The sequence below is a fragment of the Actinoplanes sp. NPDC049681 genome (genome assembly GCF_044465265.1).
Taxonomy (GTDB): Bacteria; Actinomycetota; Actinomycetes; order Mycobacteriales; family Micromonosporaceae; genus Actinoplanes.
This window is the reverse complement of sequence record NZ_JBITLP010000002.1, coordinates 442,182-462,464: the sequence shown is the minus strand read 5'-3', so window position 1 is coordinate 462,464 and position 20,283 is coordinate 442,182. Positions and strand designations below refer to the sequence as shown.

Here is a 20,283-nt window from a genome sequence, read left to right as displayed (position 1 = left end):
ACCTGTGGGGGAACGGGCGGCGAGCGCCGGAGGCCCACGGACACCCCGGCCGCCCGCGAACCTTCGGTTCCCTCCCGGTGTACACCGTGGAAGGGGCTTGAACGACATGGAGGAGGCCCGTGACAACCCCCACCTGGGACGAGCCCGGCGGCCCGCTGCCGGATGCGGAGTTCCGCGCCGCGAGCGAAGCGATCATCGCGAACATCGAGCAGGTCATCGAGGGCAAGAGCGCCACCGTGCGGCTGGCGCTCGCGGTCATGCTGGCCGAGGGTCACCTCCTCATCGAGGACGTGCCGGGCGTCGGCAAGACGAAGCTCGCCAAGGCCCTCGCCCGCTCGATCGACTGCTCGGTGCGGCGCATCCAGTTCACCCCGGACCTGCTTCCCAGCGACGTGACCGGCGTCAGCGTCTACAACCAGGAGACGCGGGACTTCGAGTTCAAGCCGGGGGCGGTCTTCGCCAACCTGGTGGTGGGCGACGAGATCAACCGGGCCTCGCCCAAGACCCAGTCCGCGCTGCTCGAGTGCATGGAGGAGCGGCAGGTCACGGTCGACGGCACCACGTACGAGCTGCAGTCGCCCTTCATGGTCATCGCGACGCAGAACCCCATCGAGATGGAGGGCACGTACCCGCTGCCCGAGGCGCAGCGCGACCGGTTCACCGCCCGGATCGCGATGGGCTACCCGGACCCGCGCGCCGAGCTCGCGATGCTGGGCGGGCACGGCGCCGTGGACCCGCTGAACAGCCTGCGCGCCGTCGCCGACGCCGCGCTGGTGCGCCGGCTCATCGCCACCGTCCGTGACGTCCACGCCGCCGACGCGGTCCAGCAATACGCGATCGCCCTCGTGACGGCGACTCGTGAAGCGCCCGAGATCCGGCTGGGTGCCTCGCCGCGGTCGACGCTGCAGTTGCTGCGCACGGCGAAGGCGGTGGCCGCGCTCGAGGGCCGCGACTACGTCCTCCCCGACGACCTGCAGGCGCTTGCCGTCCCGGTGCTCGCGCACCGCATCATCCCGACCGCCGACGCGCAGCTCAACCGGCGTACGACGGACGCGATCGTGGCCGAGATCGTGCACCGGCTGCCCCTGCCGCACGACCGCGGCCGCTCGCCGTACGACACCCGCGCCACCGGCGACGGCCGCGCGCAGTTCGAGTCCCGGGGGCGCTGACATGCGGGAAGCCCTGCGGGGCATGACGACGCGCGGCCGCTCCTTCCTCGCCGCGGGGGCCGCCGCCGCGGTCTCCGCCGTGATCCTCGGCGAGAAGGACCTGCTGCGCGTCGCGATCCTGCTGGCGGCGCTGCCGCTGCTCGCCGCGGCGTACGTCGGGCGCAGCCGCTACAAGCTGGCCTGCACGCGGTCACTGGAGCCCGGCCGGGCCCCGGTCGGCTCGAGCGCGCGGGTCGTGCTGCGCCTGCAGAACATGTCGCGGCTGCCCACCGGCACCCTGCTTCTGGAGGACCGGCTGCCGTACGCGCTGGGCAGCCGCCCCCGCGTGGTGCTGGAACGCCTCGGAGCGCACATGGCCAGCTCGGTGGCGTACACGGTGCGCGCCGACGTCCGCGGCCGCTACCCGGTCGGTCCCCTGGTGATCCGGCTGACCGACCCGTTCGGCCTGTGCGAGCTGACCCGCTCGTTCCCCAGCGTCGACCGGCTCACCGTCATCCCCCAGGTGGTCCCCCTGCCCTCGGTCCGCCTGGCCGGCGAGTACGCGGGCACCGGCGACAGCCGCGCCCGCTCGGTCGCCGTGCACGGCGAGGACGACGCGGCCACCCGCGAGTACCGCCGCGGCGACGACCTGCGCCGGGTCCACTGGCGTTCGACCGCGCGCACCGGCGAGCTGATGGTGCGCCGCGAGGAGCAGCCCTGGGAGTCGCGTGCCACGGTAGTGCTCGACACCCGGCTCTACGCCCACCGCGGCGAGGGGCCGGCCGCGAGCTTCGAGTGGGCGGTCTCGGCGACCGCCAGCATCGCGATGCACCTGCGCCAGGCGGGTTACAAGCTGCGTTTGGTCACGGGTACGGGCATCGACCTCGACGCGATCGAGGCGGGCGGCGAGGGCGCGATCCTGGACACCCTCGCCGACGTGAAGCTGACCCAGACCGGTGACATCGCCGGCCTGGTCGACTCGGTCCGGCGCCGCTCCGACGGCGGGCTGGTGATCGGCCTGTTCGGGGCGCTCACCGTGGCGGAGGCCGAGGTGCTGACCGGGCTGCGCGGCAACGGCGCCACCTGCATCGGGTTCGCCATCGACAGCTCCACGTGGGTGAACATGGCGGCCGCCGACCGCGAGGAGGCGGACCGGCAGCACGCGGCGACCTCGCTGGCCCTGGTCCGCAGCGGCTGGCGCTCGGTGCCCGTCGCGCACGGCGACTCGCTCGCGGCGCTGTGGCCCGCGGCCGCGCGGGGATCGCAGGGTTTCGCCTACCGCGCGGCGATGGCCGAGACCGTGGCGGGCATGTGATGACGGGAGTTGCGCTGTGACCGGAAGGCGACGACTCGGGCTGGTGGCGGCCGCGGCGACGCTGCTGTCCGCGGCGCCACTGTCGGCGATCTTCGACACCTGGACCTGGCTGATGCAGTGCATCCTCGCGGTCGGCCTGGTCGCCGGCGCGGCGGTGCTGACCCGCAGCCTGCGCCTGCCCACCTGGGCCCAGGCCGCGAGCATGGTGGTCACCCTGCTGCTCACGCTGACCTGGATGTTCCCCAGCGGCGAGGAGCTGCTGTCGCTGATCCCGTCGCCGGCGACGTTCAACCACTTCGGGCAGCTGTTCTCCGAGGCCGGCAGCGATACCCGCTCGTACGGCGTACCGGTCCCCGACCGGGACGGCCTGCTCTTCATCGCCACGCTCGGCATCGGCGCCGTGGCCATCGCCGTCGACCTGCTCACCGTGGTCGCGCGCCGCCCGGCGCTGGCCGGCCTGCCGATGCTCGCCATCTACTCGGTCCCGGTGGCTGTCTACATCGACAGCGTCCCGGTGTTCCCGTTCATCGTCGGCGCGATCGGCTTCCTCTGGCTGCTCGTCGCCGACAACGTCGACCGGGTCCGCCGCTTCGGCCGACGCTTCACCGGCGACGGCCGCGACGTGGACGTGTGGGAGCCGTCGCCGCTGGCCGCGGCCGGCCGCCGGCTCGCCGTCATCGGCGTCGCCGCCGCGGTCCTGCTGCCGCTGATCGTGCCGGGCCTGAACACCGGCCTGCTCAACCAGCTCACCCAGGTGGGCACCGGCGGTGGCGGCAAGGGTACGGGCAGCGGCGGCAACGGGCGCATCAACCTCTTCGCGTCCCTCAGCGGCCAGCTCAACCAGAGCCAGACGACCGACTACGTCCGGGTCACCACCACCGAGCCGGACCCGTACTACCTGCGCTTCGGCACCGCCGACGTGCTCACCGCCGAGGGCTTCAGCAACCGGACCCCGACCGGCCGGCCGCTGTCGCGCGGCATGGGCGGCGACCCCCGGCTCAACGGCAACACCAGCGGCGGGAGCTTCCAGCGCTACCACGCCGAAGTAGAGATCACGAAGGACTTCGGGCAGACCCTGGCGCCGATCTACTCCACCACGGTCGCCGTCGACGGCCTCGACGGCGCCTGGTCGTACGACCCCAACGCCCAGGTCGTCTTCTCCAACCGCACCACCACGAAGGGCAAGAAGTACTCCTTCGACTACGTCCGCGCGAAGTACACGCCGGGTCAGCTGCGCCAGGCGGAGCCGCTCGCCGACGACGACCCGATCCGCACGCAGTTCACCACGGTGCCCGACGACCCCAAGGTCGAGGCCCTCGTCGCCGGCCTGATCCGCGGCAAGGACACCGAGTACGACAAGGTCGCCGCGCTCTACCGCTACTTCTCCCGGGAGAACGGCTTCACGTACAGCCTGCAGGCGGCCGACCCGCAGGCCGGCGCCTCGGCCATCTCCGCGTTCCTGCAGAACAAGACCGGCTACTGCCAGCAGTACGCGGCGGCGCTGGCCTGGATGGTGCGCGAGGCGGGCATCCCGGCCCGGGTGGCGTTCGGCTTCACCCGCGGCAGCGGCCGTGACGGCAACACGTACATCCTGACCAACCGCAACGCCCACGCCTGGACCGAGGTCTACCTCGACGGCTTCGGCTGGATCCCGTTCGACGCCACCCCGGCGGCGGCCGTGGTCGGCTCCAGCCGCTCCGAGTGGGCGCCGGACACCGACCGCGTCGATTCGCCCTCGGCCTCGTCGAGCGCCTCCACCGGCCCCGGCGCGGCGGGCTCGGCCGGCCCGGGCGCCAGCAACCGCCCCGACAAGGACCTCGACGCGGACTCCCTCGACGCCCCCGGCGCCGCGGCAGCGTCGAAGGGCTCGTCCACGGGCCTGCTGACCGTCGGCATCGCCGCACTGATCGTCGCCCTGCTCCTGGTCCCGGCCCTGCGCCGGATCCTGCTCCGCAAGCGACGCCACGCGGCCACCCTCCCCCTCACCGTGGCGGCGTCCTCCGCCCCGCCGGGCGACCGCGAGGTCACCGTGACCACGGAGTCGGCCCGCGCCCGCGAGGACGCCCATGCCGCCTGGGACGAGCTCGTGGACACCATGGTCGACTACCGGGTGCCGGTCGACCCGACGGAGACGCCCCGGCACACCGCGCAACGCCTGGTCCGGGAGGCGGACCTGACGGACACCCCGGCCCAGGGCGCCGCCCTGCTGGGCCACGCCGAGGAACGAGCCCGGTACGCCCGCAGCCCGCTGCGCGGCGAGGGCCTGACCGAGGCGCTGACCCAGGTCCGCAAGGGCCTGGCCCGTACGGCCACCCGCCGCACCCGCCTGACCGCAGTTCTGTTCCCGCCCTCGGTGCTGCTGCGCTGGCGGATGCGCCTGGCCGACACCTCGGGACGCTGGATGGCGACGCTGAGCCGGGGCCGCGACGTGATGGTCCGCTTCAGCCCGCGCCGCCTGCTCGCCGGCCGCGCCCGCTGACCCCGCCGGCGCGTGGACCGTCCTCTCGCGGGGACGGCCCACGCGCCGGCGCGAGCTCTCCCACGGCCGGGGGGCAAGATGCGCCGGGCGTGAAAACGGGCAGTTGGACCAAGGCGCGGCCGCGCTGCACGGACGGTCCGGCCGGGCGGCGCTGGCTAGGCCGTCCCGGCCCTAGCCACACAGATTCGAGGCCCCACCAGCCCAAGGCCGCCCCGGCCCAAGGCCCCACCAACCCAAGGCCGCCCCAGCCCAAAGCCGCCCCAGCCCAAAGCCGCCCCAGCCCAAAGCCGCCCCAGCCCAAAGCCGCCCCAGCCCAAAGCCGCCCCAGCCCAAAGGCCCCGGGCCAAGGGTCCACCAAACCAAGGGCCCTCGGCCCAACCCCGGGCCAAGAACCCCGGGCTGAGGGCCCCAGAGCCAAGAGCTCCACCGAGCAAAGTCCCGCAGGCCAAGGCCCCACCGGCCCGACGGCCGCACGGGCGCCGAACCAGGCGGCCGCAGGACCGGCCGACCGACCCGCGAAGACCGCACGACAAGAGAAGCCGCACGGCCGGAAATGCCGCGCGGCGGATTTCACGCGCACCCGGCGGCGCAGCGTTCAGCGGCGTCCCGCTCCGCGTCCGGAGTCGACGCCGCGTGGTGCCCGGCTCATCGTGAGTGAGCAGCGGGCGGATACGGCGATGGCGGCCGGGTGGCCGCCATCTCGTCGCCGTGGGTTGCCTGGTTAGCGGTGACCCTCGGGCCGCTGACGCCAGCGGTCCTCGAGCCGGTCGATGAAGCCGGCCTTGCGGGTCTGCCGGGTGCGGCGGCTCGCGGTGCCGCCGACGGCATGCAGGTCGGGTGCCTGCCCCTTGCGGCGGCTCTGCATCGCGAAGGCGGCCGCGGCGAGCATGACCACGAAGCCGGCCACGCCGAGCGGCGTATTGCTGCTCACCGTGCCGAAGACCACCAGTGCGAGACCCAAGACGATCACGAACGCCGCGACGACCAGCCGGCGCCGGGCGTGGAAACGCGGATCACTGTTTCGCACAGCCGAGGCGAACTTGGGGTCCTCGGCAAGCGACCGCTCGATCTGATCGAACAGCCGCTGCTCGTGCTCCGAGAGCGGCACGGCATTCCTCCCCGGGCGCATGTCCGGCCCCCCGGCGGAGGTGCAGGCGGGCCGATGGTGCGAGGCAGCCGACCGGCTGCCTTACCGCAAGTCTACGAGGGGGTCGGCGGGTCGGAAAGCGGGACGACCGTCGAGTGCGGGTGATTTTCGGTGCGGCGAAGATCGGTTCGTCCCAAAAGACTGGCCGGTCCGACGATGGAGCGGCCGAACCGCGCCGCTACGGCGTCCGCGGCGGCCTCCGCCTCGCGCCAGCCGCGCTCCGGTTCGCCCAGCGTGAGCTGCCGTGATGCGGTCGCCGCGGCGGCCAGGCCCTCGACGCGGATGCCGACGAGGCGGATCGGCTCGCCCGGGCGCAGGGCCTGGAACAGGGCCCAGGAGATCTCGAAAATCTCGCGGGCCACATCGGTGGTCGTCTGCACCGTGCGGGAGCGGTTGACCGTCCGGAAGTCCGGGAAACGGATCTTGATCGAGACCGTACGGCCGACGTTCCCGCTCGCTCGCAGCCGGGCGCCGACCTTGTCCGCGAGGGCGAGCATGCTGCGACGGATCACGGCCGGGTCGGTGACGTCGGTGTCGTACGTGAGCTCGGCGCCGATCGACTTCTCCTCGTGCCCGGCGACGACGCGGCGCGGGTCGCGACCCCAGGACAGCTCGTGGAGGTGGGCCGCCGAGGCCTCGCCGACGGCGGAGCGCAGCATGCTCAGCGGGGCCCGGGCCAGGTCGCCGACGGTGGCGAGGCCGAGGCGGTGCAGCTGGGCGGCCGCCTTCTCGCCGACGCCCCAGAGCGCGCCGACCGGCAGTGGGTGCAGGAAGTCGAGGACCTGGCCGGCCGGGACGACCATCATGCCGTCGGGTTTGGCGCGGGTCGAGCCCAGCTTGGCCACGAACTTGCTCGGGGCGACCCCGACGGAGCAGGTCAGCCGCTGCTCCTCGAAGACCCGGCGGCGGATCGACGCCGCGATCACCGCCGGCCGTCCGAGCAGCCGCTGGGCGCCGGCCACGTCGAGGAACGCCTCGTCCAGAGACAGTGGCTCTACCAGCGGGGTGACGTCGCGGAAGATCCGCATGACCGCGTCGGAGGCCGCCGAATACGCCGAGAAGTCGGGCGGCAGGAACACAGCGTGCGGGCACAGCGCCCGGGCCCGCATCCCCGGCATCGCGCTGCGGACGCCGTACCTCCGGGCCTCGTAGCTGGCCGAGCTCACGACCCCGCGGGGGCCCGCTCCCCCGACCACGACGGCCTTGCCCCGCAGCTCGGGGCGGCGGCGGATCTCCACCGAGGCGAAGAACGCGTCCATGTCGACGTGCAGCACGGTGCAGCCCGCGTCGTCGGCCTCCGGCCCGAACCGCGGGTCCCGCCCGCTTCCGATGGCCTGGCTGCGTCCCACGCCTGCAGACTAGACAGGGGGTCCGACAAAACTCAGCAGCGGAACGGTCATCTCCGTAGCGGTCACCGAGCCGTGGTACGCGACCAGCTCGCCGACCGCCGGCGGCTCCCATCCGCCGGCGAGCACGACGGTGTGGTCGAGGCAGATCACCACGACGTCCCCGATCCGGCCCAGGTGGACGGGTGGCACCGGGCCGTACAGGCCGCTCTCGACCGCTTCCTCGCGTGTGAGCACCCACGCCGACGAGCCCAGCACCGACCGGTACGCGGCCACGACATCCCCGGCAGCGCCGTCGCGGGTGTGCAGGTAGCGGACCCTCGGCTCCCCCGCGACCCCGATGATGCCCGCGCCCAGGGCCGGGTCGGTCGCGAGATCCACCCGGCCGTCGAGGGGGATGTCGAGCTGCCCGTGATCGGCCGTGACCAGCAGCGCGGCCCCGGGCGGCAGGCCCTCGACGAGGCGGGTGATCAGCTCGCCGACCACCGCGGCGGCCGCCCGCCACGCGTCGGAGTCGATGCCCGACACGTGCCCGTGGTGGTCGAGATCGGGGTGGTAGCCGTACACGACGCCGGGCTCGGCGAGCGCGGCGAGCATGGCGGTGGAGAGCGCGTACGGGTCGCCGGCGCCGGTGAACGCCGCGCCCCGGTAGGCCGCCACGGTTAGGCCGGTGCCCTGGAACTCCGGCTTGGTGACGAGGGTGGTCCGCAGTCCCGCACTTTCGAACCAGGTCGGCACCGGCTGCCAGGATGCCGGATCGGGATCCGTGCCCCACTTGATGTGGTTGAGCACGCCGCCGTCGGGCCGGCGCGCCATGAAGCCGAGGATGCCGTGCGCCCCGGGCACCGCTCCGGTGCCCAGCGTGGTCAGGCTGACCGGGGTCGTGGAGGGAAAACCCGAGGTCAGCGTCCGGCCGTCCGGCTGGGTCAGGATCGGCGCGTGCGGGGCGGCGACCGGGATCTGGTACGCCCCCAGCCCGTCCACCAGCAGCACCGCGACCCGGTCGACGCCGCCCAGCTGCGCGCCCAGCCCCAGCACGTCCGTGGCACCGGGCGCGCCGAGCACCGCGCCGACGCTCGGCAGAAGGTCGGCGAGGCTGCCCGACCCGTACGCGGGCCGGACGACGTCGAGCGCGGTCACGGGCGCCGGGCGAAGACGTGGAGCTGGGCGGCGATGTCGCGGAACGGCGGCCGGGCCGACAGGGCGAGTTCGAGCTCGAGCATCGTGCGTGGGTCCGCCTCGACCACCGCGGCGGGCAGGAGGTCGGCGAGCACCCGTACCCCATGGGTCTCCTCGACCGTGAGCCCCACGGCCGTGAGCAGCGCCGCGGCGGTCTCCGCGTCGTAACGCCGGCGCAGCGTGTCACGCTGACCGGCGCGGCCGTCGGGGTTGTCGAGCAGCGCGGACGCGGCGTCCAGGTGGCCGTTGAAGGCGCGGCCGAGGACCGCGGCGGCCCGCCCGGCGACGAGCAGGCTGACCGCTCCCCCGGGCCGCAGCGCGGCGGCGACGGCGGCGACGACCCCGGCCGGATCGTCGACGACCTCGAGCACGGCGTGGCACAGGATGAGGTCGACGCTGCCCGGCGCGACCAGCCCCGCGAGCGCGTCGCCGTCGCCCTGGACGGCGCGCACGCGGTCGGCCACGCCCGCGTCGGCGGCGCGGCGGGTGAGGGCGGCGAGCGCGTCGGGGCTGGCGTCCACCACCGTGACGCGGTGCCCGGCCTCGGCCAGCGGCACGGCGAAACCGCCCGTCCCGCCGCCCACGTCGAGCACCGTCAGCTCACGCCCGGCGTGGCGTTCCAGCTCGCGGCGCAGCACCGCCCAGACGGCGGCCGTACGCACGGTGACGGGAGGTCGGGGGGTACGCGTCGATGCGGTTTCCACCTGCGCAGCGTATCGGCCCCCGGCACCCCGGGGGCGGCGAGCCGCGGCTCGCCGCCCTTCGTCAGCCGATCGCGTACGCCCTGATCACGGTCTGCGTGACCGTGCCGGCACCGGTGGTGGCCGTGGCGCGCAGCGAGACGTATCCGGCGCGGGCCGGATGCCGGATCGCCGCCACCCGGTGCGCACCGGCCCCGCGGACCGGCACCGCCCGCCAGGTGCGGCCGTCGTCGAACGACGCCTGCACCGACACCGTCCGGACCTGCGTGGCGACCTGCCGGTCGACGGTGACCGGTACGGCGAGCACCCGCCCGGCCGGGGCCGAGTTGTGCTCGTCGAGCGCCGGGTGGAAGCGCACGGTGGATACCGCCACCTTCCGGGGCTCGTCACCGTCGACGTGCCCGGACCGGAACGTCCACACGCCGCTGACCTGGGTGGACAGCGTGTGCGGGGCGCCGCGGGCGGCGGAGAGCTCGAGCCGGTAATCGGCGGCGCCGGCCGGGACCTCGAACTCGGCCTGCTCGGCGGCGGACTCGCCGACGAGCGTGCCGTTGCGGTAGAGCGCCAGCCGGGCCGACTCGAGCGTGCTGTAGCCGGGGTGGCCGGGTCCCTCGCCGTGGGTGGGCAGCAGGACGACGAGGCTGTCCCCGAACCGCGTCACGTAGTCGAACGGGTACTCCGGCGCGGCGACCGACGGAGCGAACACCGCCCGGTTCCACTGCTGCCGGTACGTGTGCCCGGCACGGAAGGTGGCGGGCGGCGTGCCGGCCGCGCTCACCGCCACCGGCCACTCGTCACCCTCCGGCGGCACCTGCTGCATGAAGGAGGCGGACCACTGGGCACGCCCGTCCACGTTGACGTACTCGGTACGCCGGAACGGCAGGTCGAACGGGATGAACACCGACCAGTAGCCGCTGTCGCCGTACCGGGCGGAGTTGGCCTTGACGCCCTGCACGCCGGTGGCCTCGGTGGCGTACGAGGCCTGGATGGTGGCCAGGTCGCGGTGCTGCACCGCCTTGCGGAACCCGGTGTACATGACGCCGGGCGAGAACCAGCCGAGGTCGTACGTGTAGGGGCTGTTCGCTCCCGGTGCCGCGAACGACGCGGTGATCGAGGCGGTGAAGGCCGGCACCGGCGTACGGCCCCCGGGCTGTCCGATGAAGAGGCCGTCGAAACTGTCGCCGACGTAGCCGACGCCCACGCCGAACAATTCGCTGGTCCACTCGCCGTCGACGGCGGCCAGGACCGGCTCCGCGCCCGCGGTGGGCACCGTGACCTTGACCGGCTTCGCGGTACGCGCGTCCAGGCGCATCCGGGCGGGGCCGGACACGACGAGCTTGGGCTGCACGAGCATGGACACCTCGTCGGCGCCGATGAACGCGAAGAAGCCGTACTCCGCCTTGGGCAGGCGCAGAACGGTGGCACCGCCCTCGACGGAGTAGCGAGCGCCGGTGGCGAGGTTGAAGAAGACGGCGTACATCGTGTCGCTGGGGCGGCCGTCGCGGTCGGTCGGCTCGATCGTGAGGTCGTAGCTCTCCGGCTCGCGGTAGACGCCCACCGGCGTCTCGACGCGGACGCCGGGCGCGGTCGCGGTGAGGTATCCGGTGTGGAAGCCGTCGGCGACGTCGGCGCTGGTGTCCGCGGTGAGCCTCGTGGTGGCGGTGCCGCCGGCGGGCACGGTGACGGTGTTGTCGGCGAGCGTGAAGACGCTGCTCGGCGCGTGCAGGGCGAGCGACAGGGTGACGGGCTCGGTGCCGTCGTTGCGGTAGGTCACCGTCTTCGTCTCGGGCGCGTCGTCGCCGTGCGGCCACGGCTCACCGGCGAAGCTGATCGTTCCCTCGTCGGCCGCGACGGCCTGGCTGACGGCCCGGGCCACGTCGACCCGGCCCGCGCCCTGGCCGAACACGTCGACGCCCTCGGTCGGCTGCGCGGCTCCCATGAGGACGGTCTTGCGCTGCTTCGGCGTCCACCCGGGGTGCTGCTGGGTCAGGATCGCGGCGGCGCCGGCCACGTGCGGGGTCGCCATGGAGGTGCCGGACAGGCTCGTGTACGCGGGCAGCGGCGCGGGATCGCCGATAACGCCGTGCGCGGCCCGGGCCGCGACGATGTCCACGCCCGGCGCGGTGATCTCGGGCTTGATCGCGTTGTCGCCGACGCGCGGGCCGCGGCTGGAGAAGAAGGCGAGCTGGTCCTCGCGGTCCACCGCACCGACGGCCAGGGCGGCGTCGGCGCTGGCCGGGGAGCTGACCGTGCCGGACTCGCCCTCGTTGCCGGCCGCGATCACGAACAGCGTGCCGTACTTCTCGGTGAGCTCGCCGACCGCCGCCTCGAGCGGGTCGATGCCCGGGGAGTCGGCGCCGCCGAGGCTCAGGTTGACGACCGGCGCCCGGGGAGCGGCCCACGACATGCCGGCGAGGATGTCGGACTCCTCGCAGAACTCGGTGCCGCAGACCTTGCCGATCACCAGGTGGGCGCCGGGCGCGACGCCGCGGTAGCGGCCCTGGGAGGCGGCCCCGCTGCCGGCGATGATGGACGCGACGTGGGTGCCGTGCCCGACCTCGTCGTCCGTGCTCGCCGTGTCGGTGAAGTTCCGGGCCTCGTCGATCCGGCCGGCGAAGTCGGGATGGGTGGCGTCGATGCCGGTGTCCAGCACCGCGACCTTGACGCCGGTGCCGTCCAGGCCCTTCTGCCAGGCGGCCGGGGCGCCGATCTGCGGCACGCTGTGGTCGAGGCTGATCTTCCGGGTGCCGTCGAGCCAGATCCGGTCGATGCCCGGGCGCAGGGTGCGTGCGGTGGGCGTACCGCCGGTCAGCGCCGACCACAGCGCCGCCCGGCCGGCGCGATCCGCACGGACCGCGACCGCTCCGACGACGGGAAGATCCCGCGTCACCCGCGCGCCCGCGGCCAGGGTCACGGCTCCGGCCTGCCGGGACTGTCCTTTCGGGTACGCGACCAGCAGCGGCAATTCCTTCGCGCGGTCGTCGGGGTAGGAGGCAGCGAGCGCGGTGACGTCGAACAGCCGCGCGTCGAGCCGGCCGGAACGCACCAGCCGCAGCGCGTCGTACGGGATGACCGTCCGGCCCTTGGCGGTGCGCTCGTCGACGAACCGCATTCCCTTGCGCCCCGGCCCGGCCTGCACGGCGGCGCTGCCGTTGCCGAGCAGCGTGACGCGGTCGCCGGTGATCAGCGTGACCGAGGTGGCGGTGCCGGTGCCGGCCCGGCCCGCGACGGTCGTGGCCGGTAGCGCGTGGGCCGCCGGCACACCGGCGACGGTGGTGCCGGCCGTGATCGTGACAATGCCCAGCAACAGTGCGGGCAGCCTTCGTCTGCGCATGCGTCCTCCCCATGTGCCGCCGGGTCGGACCCCGGCGATACATTGACGCTTGCGAATTGACGAGGCATTCCGGGCATGACTGACCGGAAGCCGACAGAAGATCTCAGAAGGCCATGACCACCCCGGTCGCGCGGGCCATGTCGCACGGGTTGCCGAAGGTGTGCGACCAGTCCACCTTCTTGCCCTTCCAGCGGCCGGCGATCCGGGCGGTGATCGGCGCGTACTCCATCGTGCACAGGACGCCTCGTGCGGGCTCGAGCTTCGCCGGGTCGCCGCCCGCCCGAGCCAGCGCGGCGCACGCCTTGCCCTTCTTCGGGTGCGCGCCGCCGGCCGGGTCGCACCGCAGGACGACCGCGGCCGCGTAGCCGGCGTCGGCCGTGTAGCTCAGCTCGAGCTCGGTCCTCTTCTTCGCCGCCGCGGCGGCCGGGCTCGCCACGGCGAGCACCAGGACCGCGGACAGGCCGATGGTACGGATCATGGTGTCGCTCCCCCGTCATGCGTTCCGTGCGCATCCGGTGTACGCCCCAAAAGGTGCCGTACGCGCAGAACGGAAATATAGTGGCCGTTCAGCGGAAGTCCCGGGAGGCGGGCGTGACCGGCGGGGTGAGCGCGTCGAGCCGGTCCGCGACCAGGTTCAGCACCCCCTCGGCCTTCTCCAGCCGGCCCCGCACCACCAGCGCCGAGCTGGTCCGCGCCACCCGGCGGTAGCGCTGCCACAGCCCCGGCGAGCACGTCACGTTGAGCATCCCGGTCTCGTCCTCGAGGTTGACGAACGTGACCCCGCCCGCGGTCGCCGGCCGCTGCCGATGCGTGACGATGCCACCGACCCGGATCCGGGTGCCGGCCTCGACCCGGCTCAGCCCGGCGATCGGCAGCGCGCCCCGCCGGGTCAGCTCCTCGCGCACGAACTGCGCCGGATGGGAATCCGGGGAGAGGCCGGTCGCCCACACATCCGCGACCAGCTTGTCCACATCGTCCATGCCGGGCAGGGTCGGCGCGTCGGTGCCGGTGACCGTGCCCGGAAGGCGGTCCGGCCGGTCCTGCGCGGCGGCCCCGGCCGCCCACAGCGCCTCCCGGCGCGAGAGACCGAAACCCGCGAACGCGTCGGCGGTGGCGAGGGCCTCCAGGTGGGCGGCCGAGCATCCGGTACGCCGGGCGAGATCCGTCATGTCCCGGTACGGCCCGTGCGCACGGCGCTCCTGCTCGATGCTCTTCGCCAGCTCCTCGCCGAGGGTACGGACGCTCGACAGCCCCATCCGTACGGCCGGGCCGCCCAGTCCCCACGCGTGCGGCGGCTCCCCGGGCGCCGAGCCCCACCGGGTGGCCGCCGTGGACTCCAGCGTCGCCGCGGCATCGCTGAGATTGATGTCCGGGCGGCGCACCTCGACACCGTGCCGGCGGGCGTCGTCCACCAGCGACTGCGGCGAGTAGAAGCCCATCGGCTGGGCGTTGAGCAGGGCCGCGCAGAAGGCCGCCGGGTGATAGCGCTTGAGCCAGGCGCTCGCGTACACGAGGTAGGCGAAGCTCATCGCGTGGCTCTCCGGGAAGCCGTAGTTCGCGAACGCGGACAGCTTGAGGAACAGATCGTCCGCGAGGTCCCCGGCGATCCCGCGCTGCGCCATCCCCTCGTAGAGCCGGGTCTTGATCCGCTCCATCTTCTCGATGGACCGCTTCGACCCCATCGCCCGCCGCAGCTGATCCGCCTCGGCCGGGTCGAACCCCGCGACGTCGATCGCGAGCTGCATGAGCTGCTCCTGGAAGAGCGGCACCCCGAGGGTCTTGGCCAAGGCGTTGGCCATGAGCGGGTGGGGAACTTCCGGCTTCTCGAGTCCGTTTTTTCGTCTTATATATGGATGAACAGATCCACCTTGGATGGGGCCCGGGCGGATCAACGCGACCTCGATGACCAAGTCATAGAATTTGTCCGGTTTGAGCCGGGGCAGGGTGGCCATCTGCGCCCGGCTCTCCACCTGGAAAACCCCGACAGAATCGGCCCTGCACAACATCGCGTAGACCTCGGGATCATCGAGCCGCATGGTGCCGATGTCCAGGTCGGACTCGATCATGTCGTAGGCGTAGTGCAGCGCCGACAGCATCCCCAGGCCGAGCAGGTCGAACTTGACCAGCTCGATCGCCGCGCAGTCGTCCTTGTCCCACTGCAGCACCGTGCGCCCCGGCATCCGCCCCCACTCCACCGGGCACACCTCGATGATCGGCCGGTCGCAGATCACCATGCCGCCGGAGTGGATGCCCAGGTGCCGCGGGAAACTCTGCACCTCGTTCGCGAACGCGACCACCTGCTCGGGAATGTCGTCCACGTCGATCGCCGCGACGCTGCCCCACCGGTCGATCTGCTTGCTCCACGCGTCCTGCTGCCCGGGCGAGAATCCGAAAGCCTTGGCGATATCGCGTACGGCCGACCGCGGGCGATACGAGATCACGTTGGCGACCTGCGCGGTGTGCTCCCGGCCGTGCTTGCCGTACACGTACTGGATCACCTCCTCGCGCCGGTCCGACTCGATGTCCACGTCGATGTCCGGCGGCCCGTCCCGCTCCGGCGCCAGGAACCGCTCGAACAGCAGGTCGTACTCGACGGCGTCCACATTGGTGATGCGCAGCGCGTAGCAGACCGCGGAGTTCGCCGCCGACCCCCGCCCCTGGCAGTAGATGTTCTTCTCCCGGCAGAACCGGACGATGTCGTAGACCACGAGGAAGTAGCCGGGGAAGTTCAGCTCCTCGATCATCCGCAGTTCGTGCTCGAGCTGCGCGTACGCCTTCGGGTGCGCCTGCGGCGGCCCGTACCGTTCCCGGGCGCCCCGCATGGTGAGCTCCCGCAGCCAGCTCATCTCGGTGTGTCCCGGCTCGGGGATCGGGAAGTCCGGCAGCTTCGGCGCCACCAGGTTCAGGTCGAAGGCCAGGTCCTCGCCGAACATGGCGGCGTTCTCCACCGCACCCGGGTACGCGGCGAACCGCCGCTTCATCTCGGCACCGCTGCGCAGGTGCGCGGTGCCGGCCGCGGGCAGCCAGCCGTCGACCTCGTCGAGGCTGCGCCGGGCCCGGACCGCGGCCAGCGCGGTGGCCAGCCGGCGCCGGCCCGGGGTGGCGTAGTGCACGTTGTTGGTGGCGACCACCTCCAGCCGGCGACCCTTCGCCAGGTCGAAGAGCACGTCGTTGCGGTCGTCGTCGTACGGGTCACCGTGATCGGTCAGCTCGACGACGACGTTGCCCCGGCCGAAGAGGCTCACCAGCCGGTCCAGCTCCCGCGCCGCGGCGTGCACCCCCTCGGTGGCCAGGGCCAGCGGGACGCTCCCCTTGCGGCAGCCGGTCAGCACCAGCACGTGGTCGCGCAGCACCTCGGCGATCCGCTCCAGGTCGCCGTACACCGGCTTGCCCTTCTCCGCACCGTCGAGCTGGGCGCGGGAGATGGTGCGGGCGAGGCGGGCGTACCCCTCGTGCCCGTGCGCCAGAGCGAGCAGATGCCGCCCTTGAGGATCGGGCTCGCCGTTCTGCGGCCTGGTCAGATCGAGGGAGAGCTCGGCGCCGAAGATCGTGGGGAGCCCCAGCTCGCGGGCGGCCTGCGAGAAGCGCACCACCCCGTAGAAGCCGTCGTGGTCGGTGACGGCGAGGCCGGTGAGGCCCAGCCGCGCCGCCTCCTCGGCGAGCTCCTCGGGGTGGCTCGCGCCGTCCAGGAAGCTGAAGTTGGTGTGGCAGTGCAGTTCGGCGTACGGCTCCTCGGCGGGCGTACGGATCAGCGCGGGAGCCTCGTACGGCTGCCGCTTGCGGCTCCACGCGGGCGAGTCACCGCCGTCCCCGTCGCCGGCGAGCGGGTCGACGACGTGCAGGTGCCGCTCCCCCGTCAGGGTCTTCTCGAGCTCGCCCCACGGCATCCGTGGATTGTGGAAACCCATCTCCCCGCCTAGTCGTAGATCGCTTCGATCGCCCAGTGCCCGGACGCCAGGGACAGCAGGAACGCCCGCCCGTCCTCGACGGCGACCTGGAACCGGGCCCGCCGGCGCGACTCGCCCGGCGCCCACCACCGCTCGTCCACCGGCCACGGCCCCGCCCACCCGGTGATCGCGGCAGGCTCACCGGGAGCCCAGTCGATCACCAGCACGGCCGGATCGCCGGTGAGCTCGAGGCGGGCGCTCACGCCTACAGGCGTACCCGTCTCGTCCAGCACCACCGCGGGTGCCGGCTGCGGAAGCACGAGGGCCGGGGCCGGCGCCGGCAGCCGGCCCGGCCAGGGCGGCAGCTTGCTCTTCTCCCCCCGACGGCTCTTCTCCGGAGGCGGCGGGTCGTCGACAGCGACCACCACGGGCTCCTGCATCCGCACCGGCGGCGCGGCCGGGCGAGCCGGCTCCCGCTCGTCCCCCCACGGCACGAAGCGGATCTGATCGTCGGCGGACCGCCCACCCCCGGTCACCGCCGTGACCACCGAATCCGGGCCGAGCAGACCCTGGATCCGGCTCAGCGCCCGATGCGCCCGTTCCCGTTCCGCGCCCGCGTCGCCCCACAACCCCGGCTGCAGTCCGAGGTGGACGAGCACCCCGTCGGGAACGAGCCGCAACCGCACCAGCCCCGCGGTCGGCCGGGCGGGCGCACCCCGGCGCGCCCCGGTCAGCCACCCGTCGAGCTGCCACCGCACCCGCTCGGCGATGGCGGCGGCCGTGAGCAGCCCGTCGTGCCGCCACACCCGGTGCAGCTCCTGCCCGTCCGCGGTGACCGCCTCGATGCCCAGCCGGGTGCAGGCCAGCCCGTACGCCCCCAGCCGCTCGTGCAGCCGCTCGGCCAGCGCCCGCCCGGCGAACGCGGCGACGTCCACCCGCTCGAGCGGCTCGTCGTAGGTGCCGGTCACCTCCAGATCGGGCGGCGGCTGACGTACGGCCAGCGGCCGATCATCCAGCCCCCCGGCGAGCCGGTGCGCCAACGCCCCGTCGAACCCGAACCGGCTGAGTACATCGGAAGCAGGAAGAGCGGCGAAATCCCCCAGCGTCGACACCCCGAGCCGCCGCAGCAGATCAGCCAGCTCGGGCCGCTCCAGCGCCTCGACGGTCACCGAGGCAAGAAACTCCTGGGTCCCCCCGGCAGGAACGATCCGCCCGGCCCGCGCGGCCAGCCCGGCAGCGAACACCCCGTCGGCGATCCCCACCTGACTCTCGACGGCACAGGCCTCGGCCACCTGCTCGACGATCCGCTCGGCGGCCCGCTCCTCGCCCCCGAAATACCGCGAAGGCCCGCGAGCGGCCAGCGCACAAGCCCCGGGCCGCACCACCTCCACCCCGACGGCAACCTCCTCGACGGCAGCCACCACGGGTTCGAAGGCCCGCGCATCCCGCCCCGGATCGTGCTCGACGACAACGAGCCGAGGACACCGCCCCTGAGCCTCCCGCCGCCGCAACCCCCGCCGGATCCCCTCGGCCCGGGCCGCCTCGGAACAGGCAACAACCCGATTCGCCCGCACCACGACAACAGGCCCGCCGGCGGAAACCCCATCCACGATCTCCGCGGCGACGACCGGCCAGTCCGGGCACCAGACGAGCAGGGTACGAGGAGCAGCACCGGCCCTCACGCGGACTCCACCACCGACAACCGCGGCGCCCGCACCGCACTCTCCTCACCGGTCCGGCGCCCCCGCCCGGCCTTCCCGGCGGACCGCTCGCCCTCGGCCCTGTCCCCCTCTTTCCGCTCGGCCTTGACCCTTTCGACCGCATTTCTCTCGGCCCTGTTCCTCCCGACCCTGTCCTCCCCGGTCCTGCCCTCCTCGGCCTTGCTCCTCTCGGCCGGCCACCACGCCCAGCCCGCCTCCTCAGTAGCCCCCTCGACCCGGTCACCCTTTCCGGCCTCGTCCCGCCCGGCCGTGCTCTCCCGAGCCGCGTCCAGCCCGGCCGCGGGCGGAAGGGGCACGGGCAGCGCAGCCATCCCGGGCATCCACAGGGTCAGCTCCTTGGGCCGTGCGGCAGCCCCCCGCCCCCGTGCGACCACAGTGACCTCCCGCCGCCGCAACCGCCCCCGCCCGGCGCCGAGTCCCTCCCACCGGCCCTGGGTGACCTGCAACGTCACGTCGGCCCCGTCCCACCGCCCGTACGGCACGAGCACACACCCCCGCTGCCGGGCCCGCGCGACGAGCCGGCTGGCGATGGAGGCGGAAACCCGCCCGGGAACGGCGACGACCACGACATCGACCCCGTCGATGAGCGCGGCGACCACGGTGGGCCACTCGGGACCGGGATCGGGCACCAGCGCCAGCCGATCGAGCGCCACCCCGCTCTCCGCGGCGGCCAGAGCCCCGAGCGCGGGTACGCCCACCACGGCACACCACGACCCGGCGTGGGAGGCGGCGGAGAGGAGGGCGAGAAGGAGAGAGGTGCTCCCGCTACCGGCGCGCGCCACCCCGTTCTCAGGGCTACCGGCATTGCGGCGTACGCCCTTCTCGCGCCCCGCAGCGTCCCGGACGCCACCACGACTCGCGCCGCCACGGTTCCAGCCATATCCCGGCTCCCGCGCCGCACCGGCACCAGCCGGCCCCCGCGCAGCGCCACCACGCACCGACTCCCGCCCCAAACCGGGATCAGCCGGCTCCCGCGCGGAGGGGGAACCAGCGGGTTTCCACTCGGAGCCGGGGTCGCAGGCGAGACCGATCGCCACGGTGCTGCCCCGGCGGAGCCCGTGCCCGGGCAGCAACCGGCCGAGTTCGGGAAGCACCGGCAGCACCCGGTGCATCCCGCCCTCGTCGACGTCCCCGCCAGGACGAACCAGCTCAGCAAGAGCCGCAGCCCCGCTGATCATCCGCCCGGCCATCCGTCCCGCCCCGCTGTACACGTTCACTGAAGTTGATCTTCATGGATCTGCCGGAGGGCGATCCACATCGAAAAGCCGGGGCGTCAGCCCCGGCGCCAAGCGCCAGAACCGGCCGACCCGCGACGAGCCGGGCCCCGCGGACAGCATGGAAGGCGGCGCAGGAGACCGGGACGGCATCGATCACCAGGACCAAGGCCGAACCGCGTCAGCCGCCGGGGCGAAAGGCCTGCGGGCCCGCCCGGCCCGCGAACCGTCGCCGACACGTGGACGTGCCGGACAACGATGGGTCCTCGGCTCGGCCGGGCCGTGACGGCACGGGCCGGAGCACCCACCGGTCCTGGCCGGGCTCGGGCAGCGATCCGCTCGGACGGCGCGCGTCCCGGGTCAGGCGGCTTCGAGGGTGGGCTGGTAGGCCAGGCCCAGCGCCGACTGCACCAGCGAGACGAAGGTTTCCGCGGCTCTCAGCAGGTCGTCCGCCTCGCGGGCGGTGACCACGCGGGGGATGCCGGCTTCGGCCGCGGCTCGCTTGGCGGCGCCGAGGGCGAAGTAGCTGGCCCAGTCGCCGAACTCCGGTGCCACCAGGACCAGGAGGGACCAGACGCTGGTGACGCGGTTGCGGCGGGTGGGGGCGGCCGGTCTGGCACGGGCCGCGAGGACGGCTGCGGCTGCCCGGAGGGCGGCCAGGTGGGCCGCCGCGTAGCGCAGGCCGTCGGGGCGGGTGCGGGTCGCTTCCGTCAGGCCCTGGCGGGCGATCGCGAGCAGCTGTGCCGGGGTGCGGTTGGGCAGGAGGTTGGCGGGCACCGTCGGGGGCGCCTGCGTTCCGGCCGTCGGAGCAT

The 20,283-nt window shown here is 73.7% G+C and carries 12 protein-coding genes and 1 pseudogene; 3 read left to right on the top strand and 10 right to left on the bottom strand.

The features are described 5' to 3' along the window. The first annotated feature begins 119 nt into the window (after window positions 1–119). Genes ACIBO8_RS07565 through ACIBO8_RS07555 form a run of 3 tightly spaced genes read left to right on the top strand, consistent with a single transcriptional unit; the run spans window position 120 to window position 4,942 of the window. Window positions 120–1,169, top strand: coding sequence for an AAA family ATPase (locus tag ACIBO8_RS07565; RefSeq protein WP_396114295.1), 1,050 nt, complete (start codon window positions 120–122; stop codon window positions 1,167–1,169). A gap of 1 nt (window position 1,170) precedes the next feature. Continuing rightward, window positions 1,171–2,463 (top strand): DUF58 domain-containing protein, encoded by a 1,293-nt coding sequence (locus ACIBO8_RS07560; protein ID WP_396114294.1) that lies wholly within the window; start codon window positions 1,171–1,173, stop codon window positions 2,461–2,463. Window positions 2,464–2,479: 16 nt separating this feature from the next. Beyond that, a complete protein-coding gene (locus ACIBO8_RS07555; protein WP_396114293.1) occupies window positions 2,480–4,942 on the top strand; it encodes a DUF3488 and DUF4129 domain-containing transglutaminase family protein in 2,463 nt (820 codons plus the stop codon). 721 nt (window positions 4,943–5,663) lie between these two features. On the opposite strand, the gene ACIBO8_RS07550 is transcribed toward ACIBO8_RS07555, so the two are convergent. From ACIBO8_RS07550 to ACIBO8_RS07505, 10 genes and pseudogenes are all read right to left on the bottom strand, one after another. Continuing rightward, window positions 5,664–6,050 carry a DUF3040 domain-containing protein gene (locus ACIBO8_RS07550; protein WP_396114292.1) on the bottom strand — a complete coding sequence of 129 codons (387 nt, stop codon included), beginning with the start codon at window positions 6,048–6,050 and terminating at the stop codon, window positions 5,664–5,666. 92 nt (window positions 6,051–6,142) lie between these two features. Beyond that, window positions 6,143–7,438 carry a DNA polymerase IV gene (locus ACIBO8_RS07545; protein WP_396114291.1) on the bottom strand — a complete coding sequence of 432 codons (1,296 nt, stop codon included), beginning with the start codon at window positions 7,436–7,438 and terminating at the stop codon, window positions 6,143–6,145. Between the two features lie 9 nt (window positions 7,439–7,447). After that, the gene (locus ACIBO8_RS07540) at window positions 7,448–8,575 is read right to left on the bottom strand and encodes an alkaline phosphatase family protein (protein ID WP_396114290.1); all 1,128 of its coding nucleotides are present in this window, start codon (window positions 8,573–8,575) and stop codon (window positions 7,448–7,450) included. Then, the gene (locus ACIBO8_RS07535) at window positions 8,572–9,318 is read right to left on the bottom strand and encodes a methyltransferase domain-containing protein (protein ID WP_396114289.1); all 747 of its coding nucleotides are present in this window, start codon (window positions 9,316–9,318) and stop codon (window positions 8,572–8,574) included. The genes ACIBO8_RS07540 and ACIBO8_RS07535 overlap by 4 nt, the downstream gene beginning before the upstream one ends. A gap of 61 nt (window positions 9,319–9,379) precedes the next feature. After that, window positions 9,380–12,649 carry a S8 family serine peptidase gene (locus ACIBO8_RS07530; protein ID WP_396114288.1) on the bottom strand — a complete coding sequence of 1,090 codons (3,270 nt, stop codon included), beginning with the start codon at window positions 12,647–12,649 and terminating at the stop codon, window positions 9,380–9,382. Window positions 12,650–12,752: 103 nt separating this feature from the next. Beyond that, a complete protein-coding gene (locus ACIBO8_RS07525) occupies window positions 12,753–13,127 on the bottom strand; it encodes an SSI family serine proteinase inhibitor (protein WP_396114287.1) in 375 nt (124 codons plus the stop codon). A gap of 88 nt (window positions 13,128–13,215) precedes the next feature. Further along, entirely contained in the window at window positions 13,216–16,557 is a 3,342-nt protein-coding gene (locus tag ACIBO8_RS07520; RefSeq protein WP_396114286.1) for an error-prone DNA polymerase, read from the bottom strand. Window positions 16,558–16,565: 8 nt separating this feature from the next. Continuing rightward, window positions 16,566–18,218: a DNA polymerase Y family protein gene (locus ACIBO8_RS07515; RefSeq protein WP_396114285.1), complete on the bottom strand. Its 1,653-nt coding sequence runs from the start codon at window positions 18,216–18,218 to the stop codon at window positions 16,566–16,568. Next, window positions 18,215–19,060 (bottom strand): annotated as a pseudogene (locus ACIBO8_RS07510) (hypothetical protein); the annotation flags it as partial. The gene ACIBO8_RS07515 and the pseudogene ACIBO8_RS07510, both read right to left, overlap by 4 nt. Before the next feature lie 771 nt (window positions 19,061–19,831). Next, a complete protein-coding gene (locus ACIBO8_RS07505) occupies window positions 19,832–20,248 on the bottom strand; it encodes an SAV_6107 family HEPN domain-containing protein (RefSeq protein WP_396114284.1) in 417 nt (138 codons plus the stop codon). Window positions 20,249–20,283 lie beyond the last annotated feature (35 nt).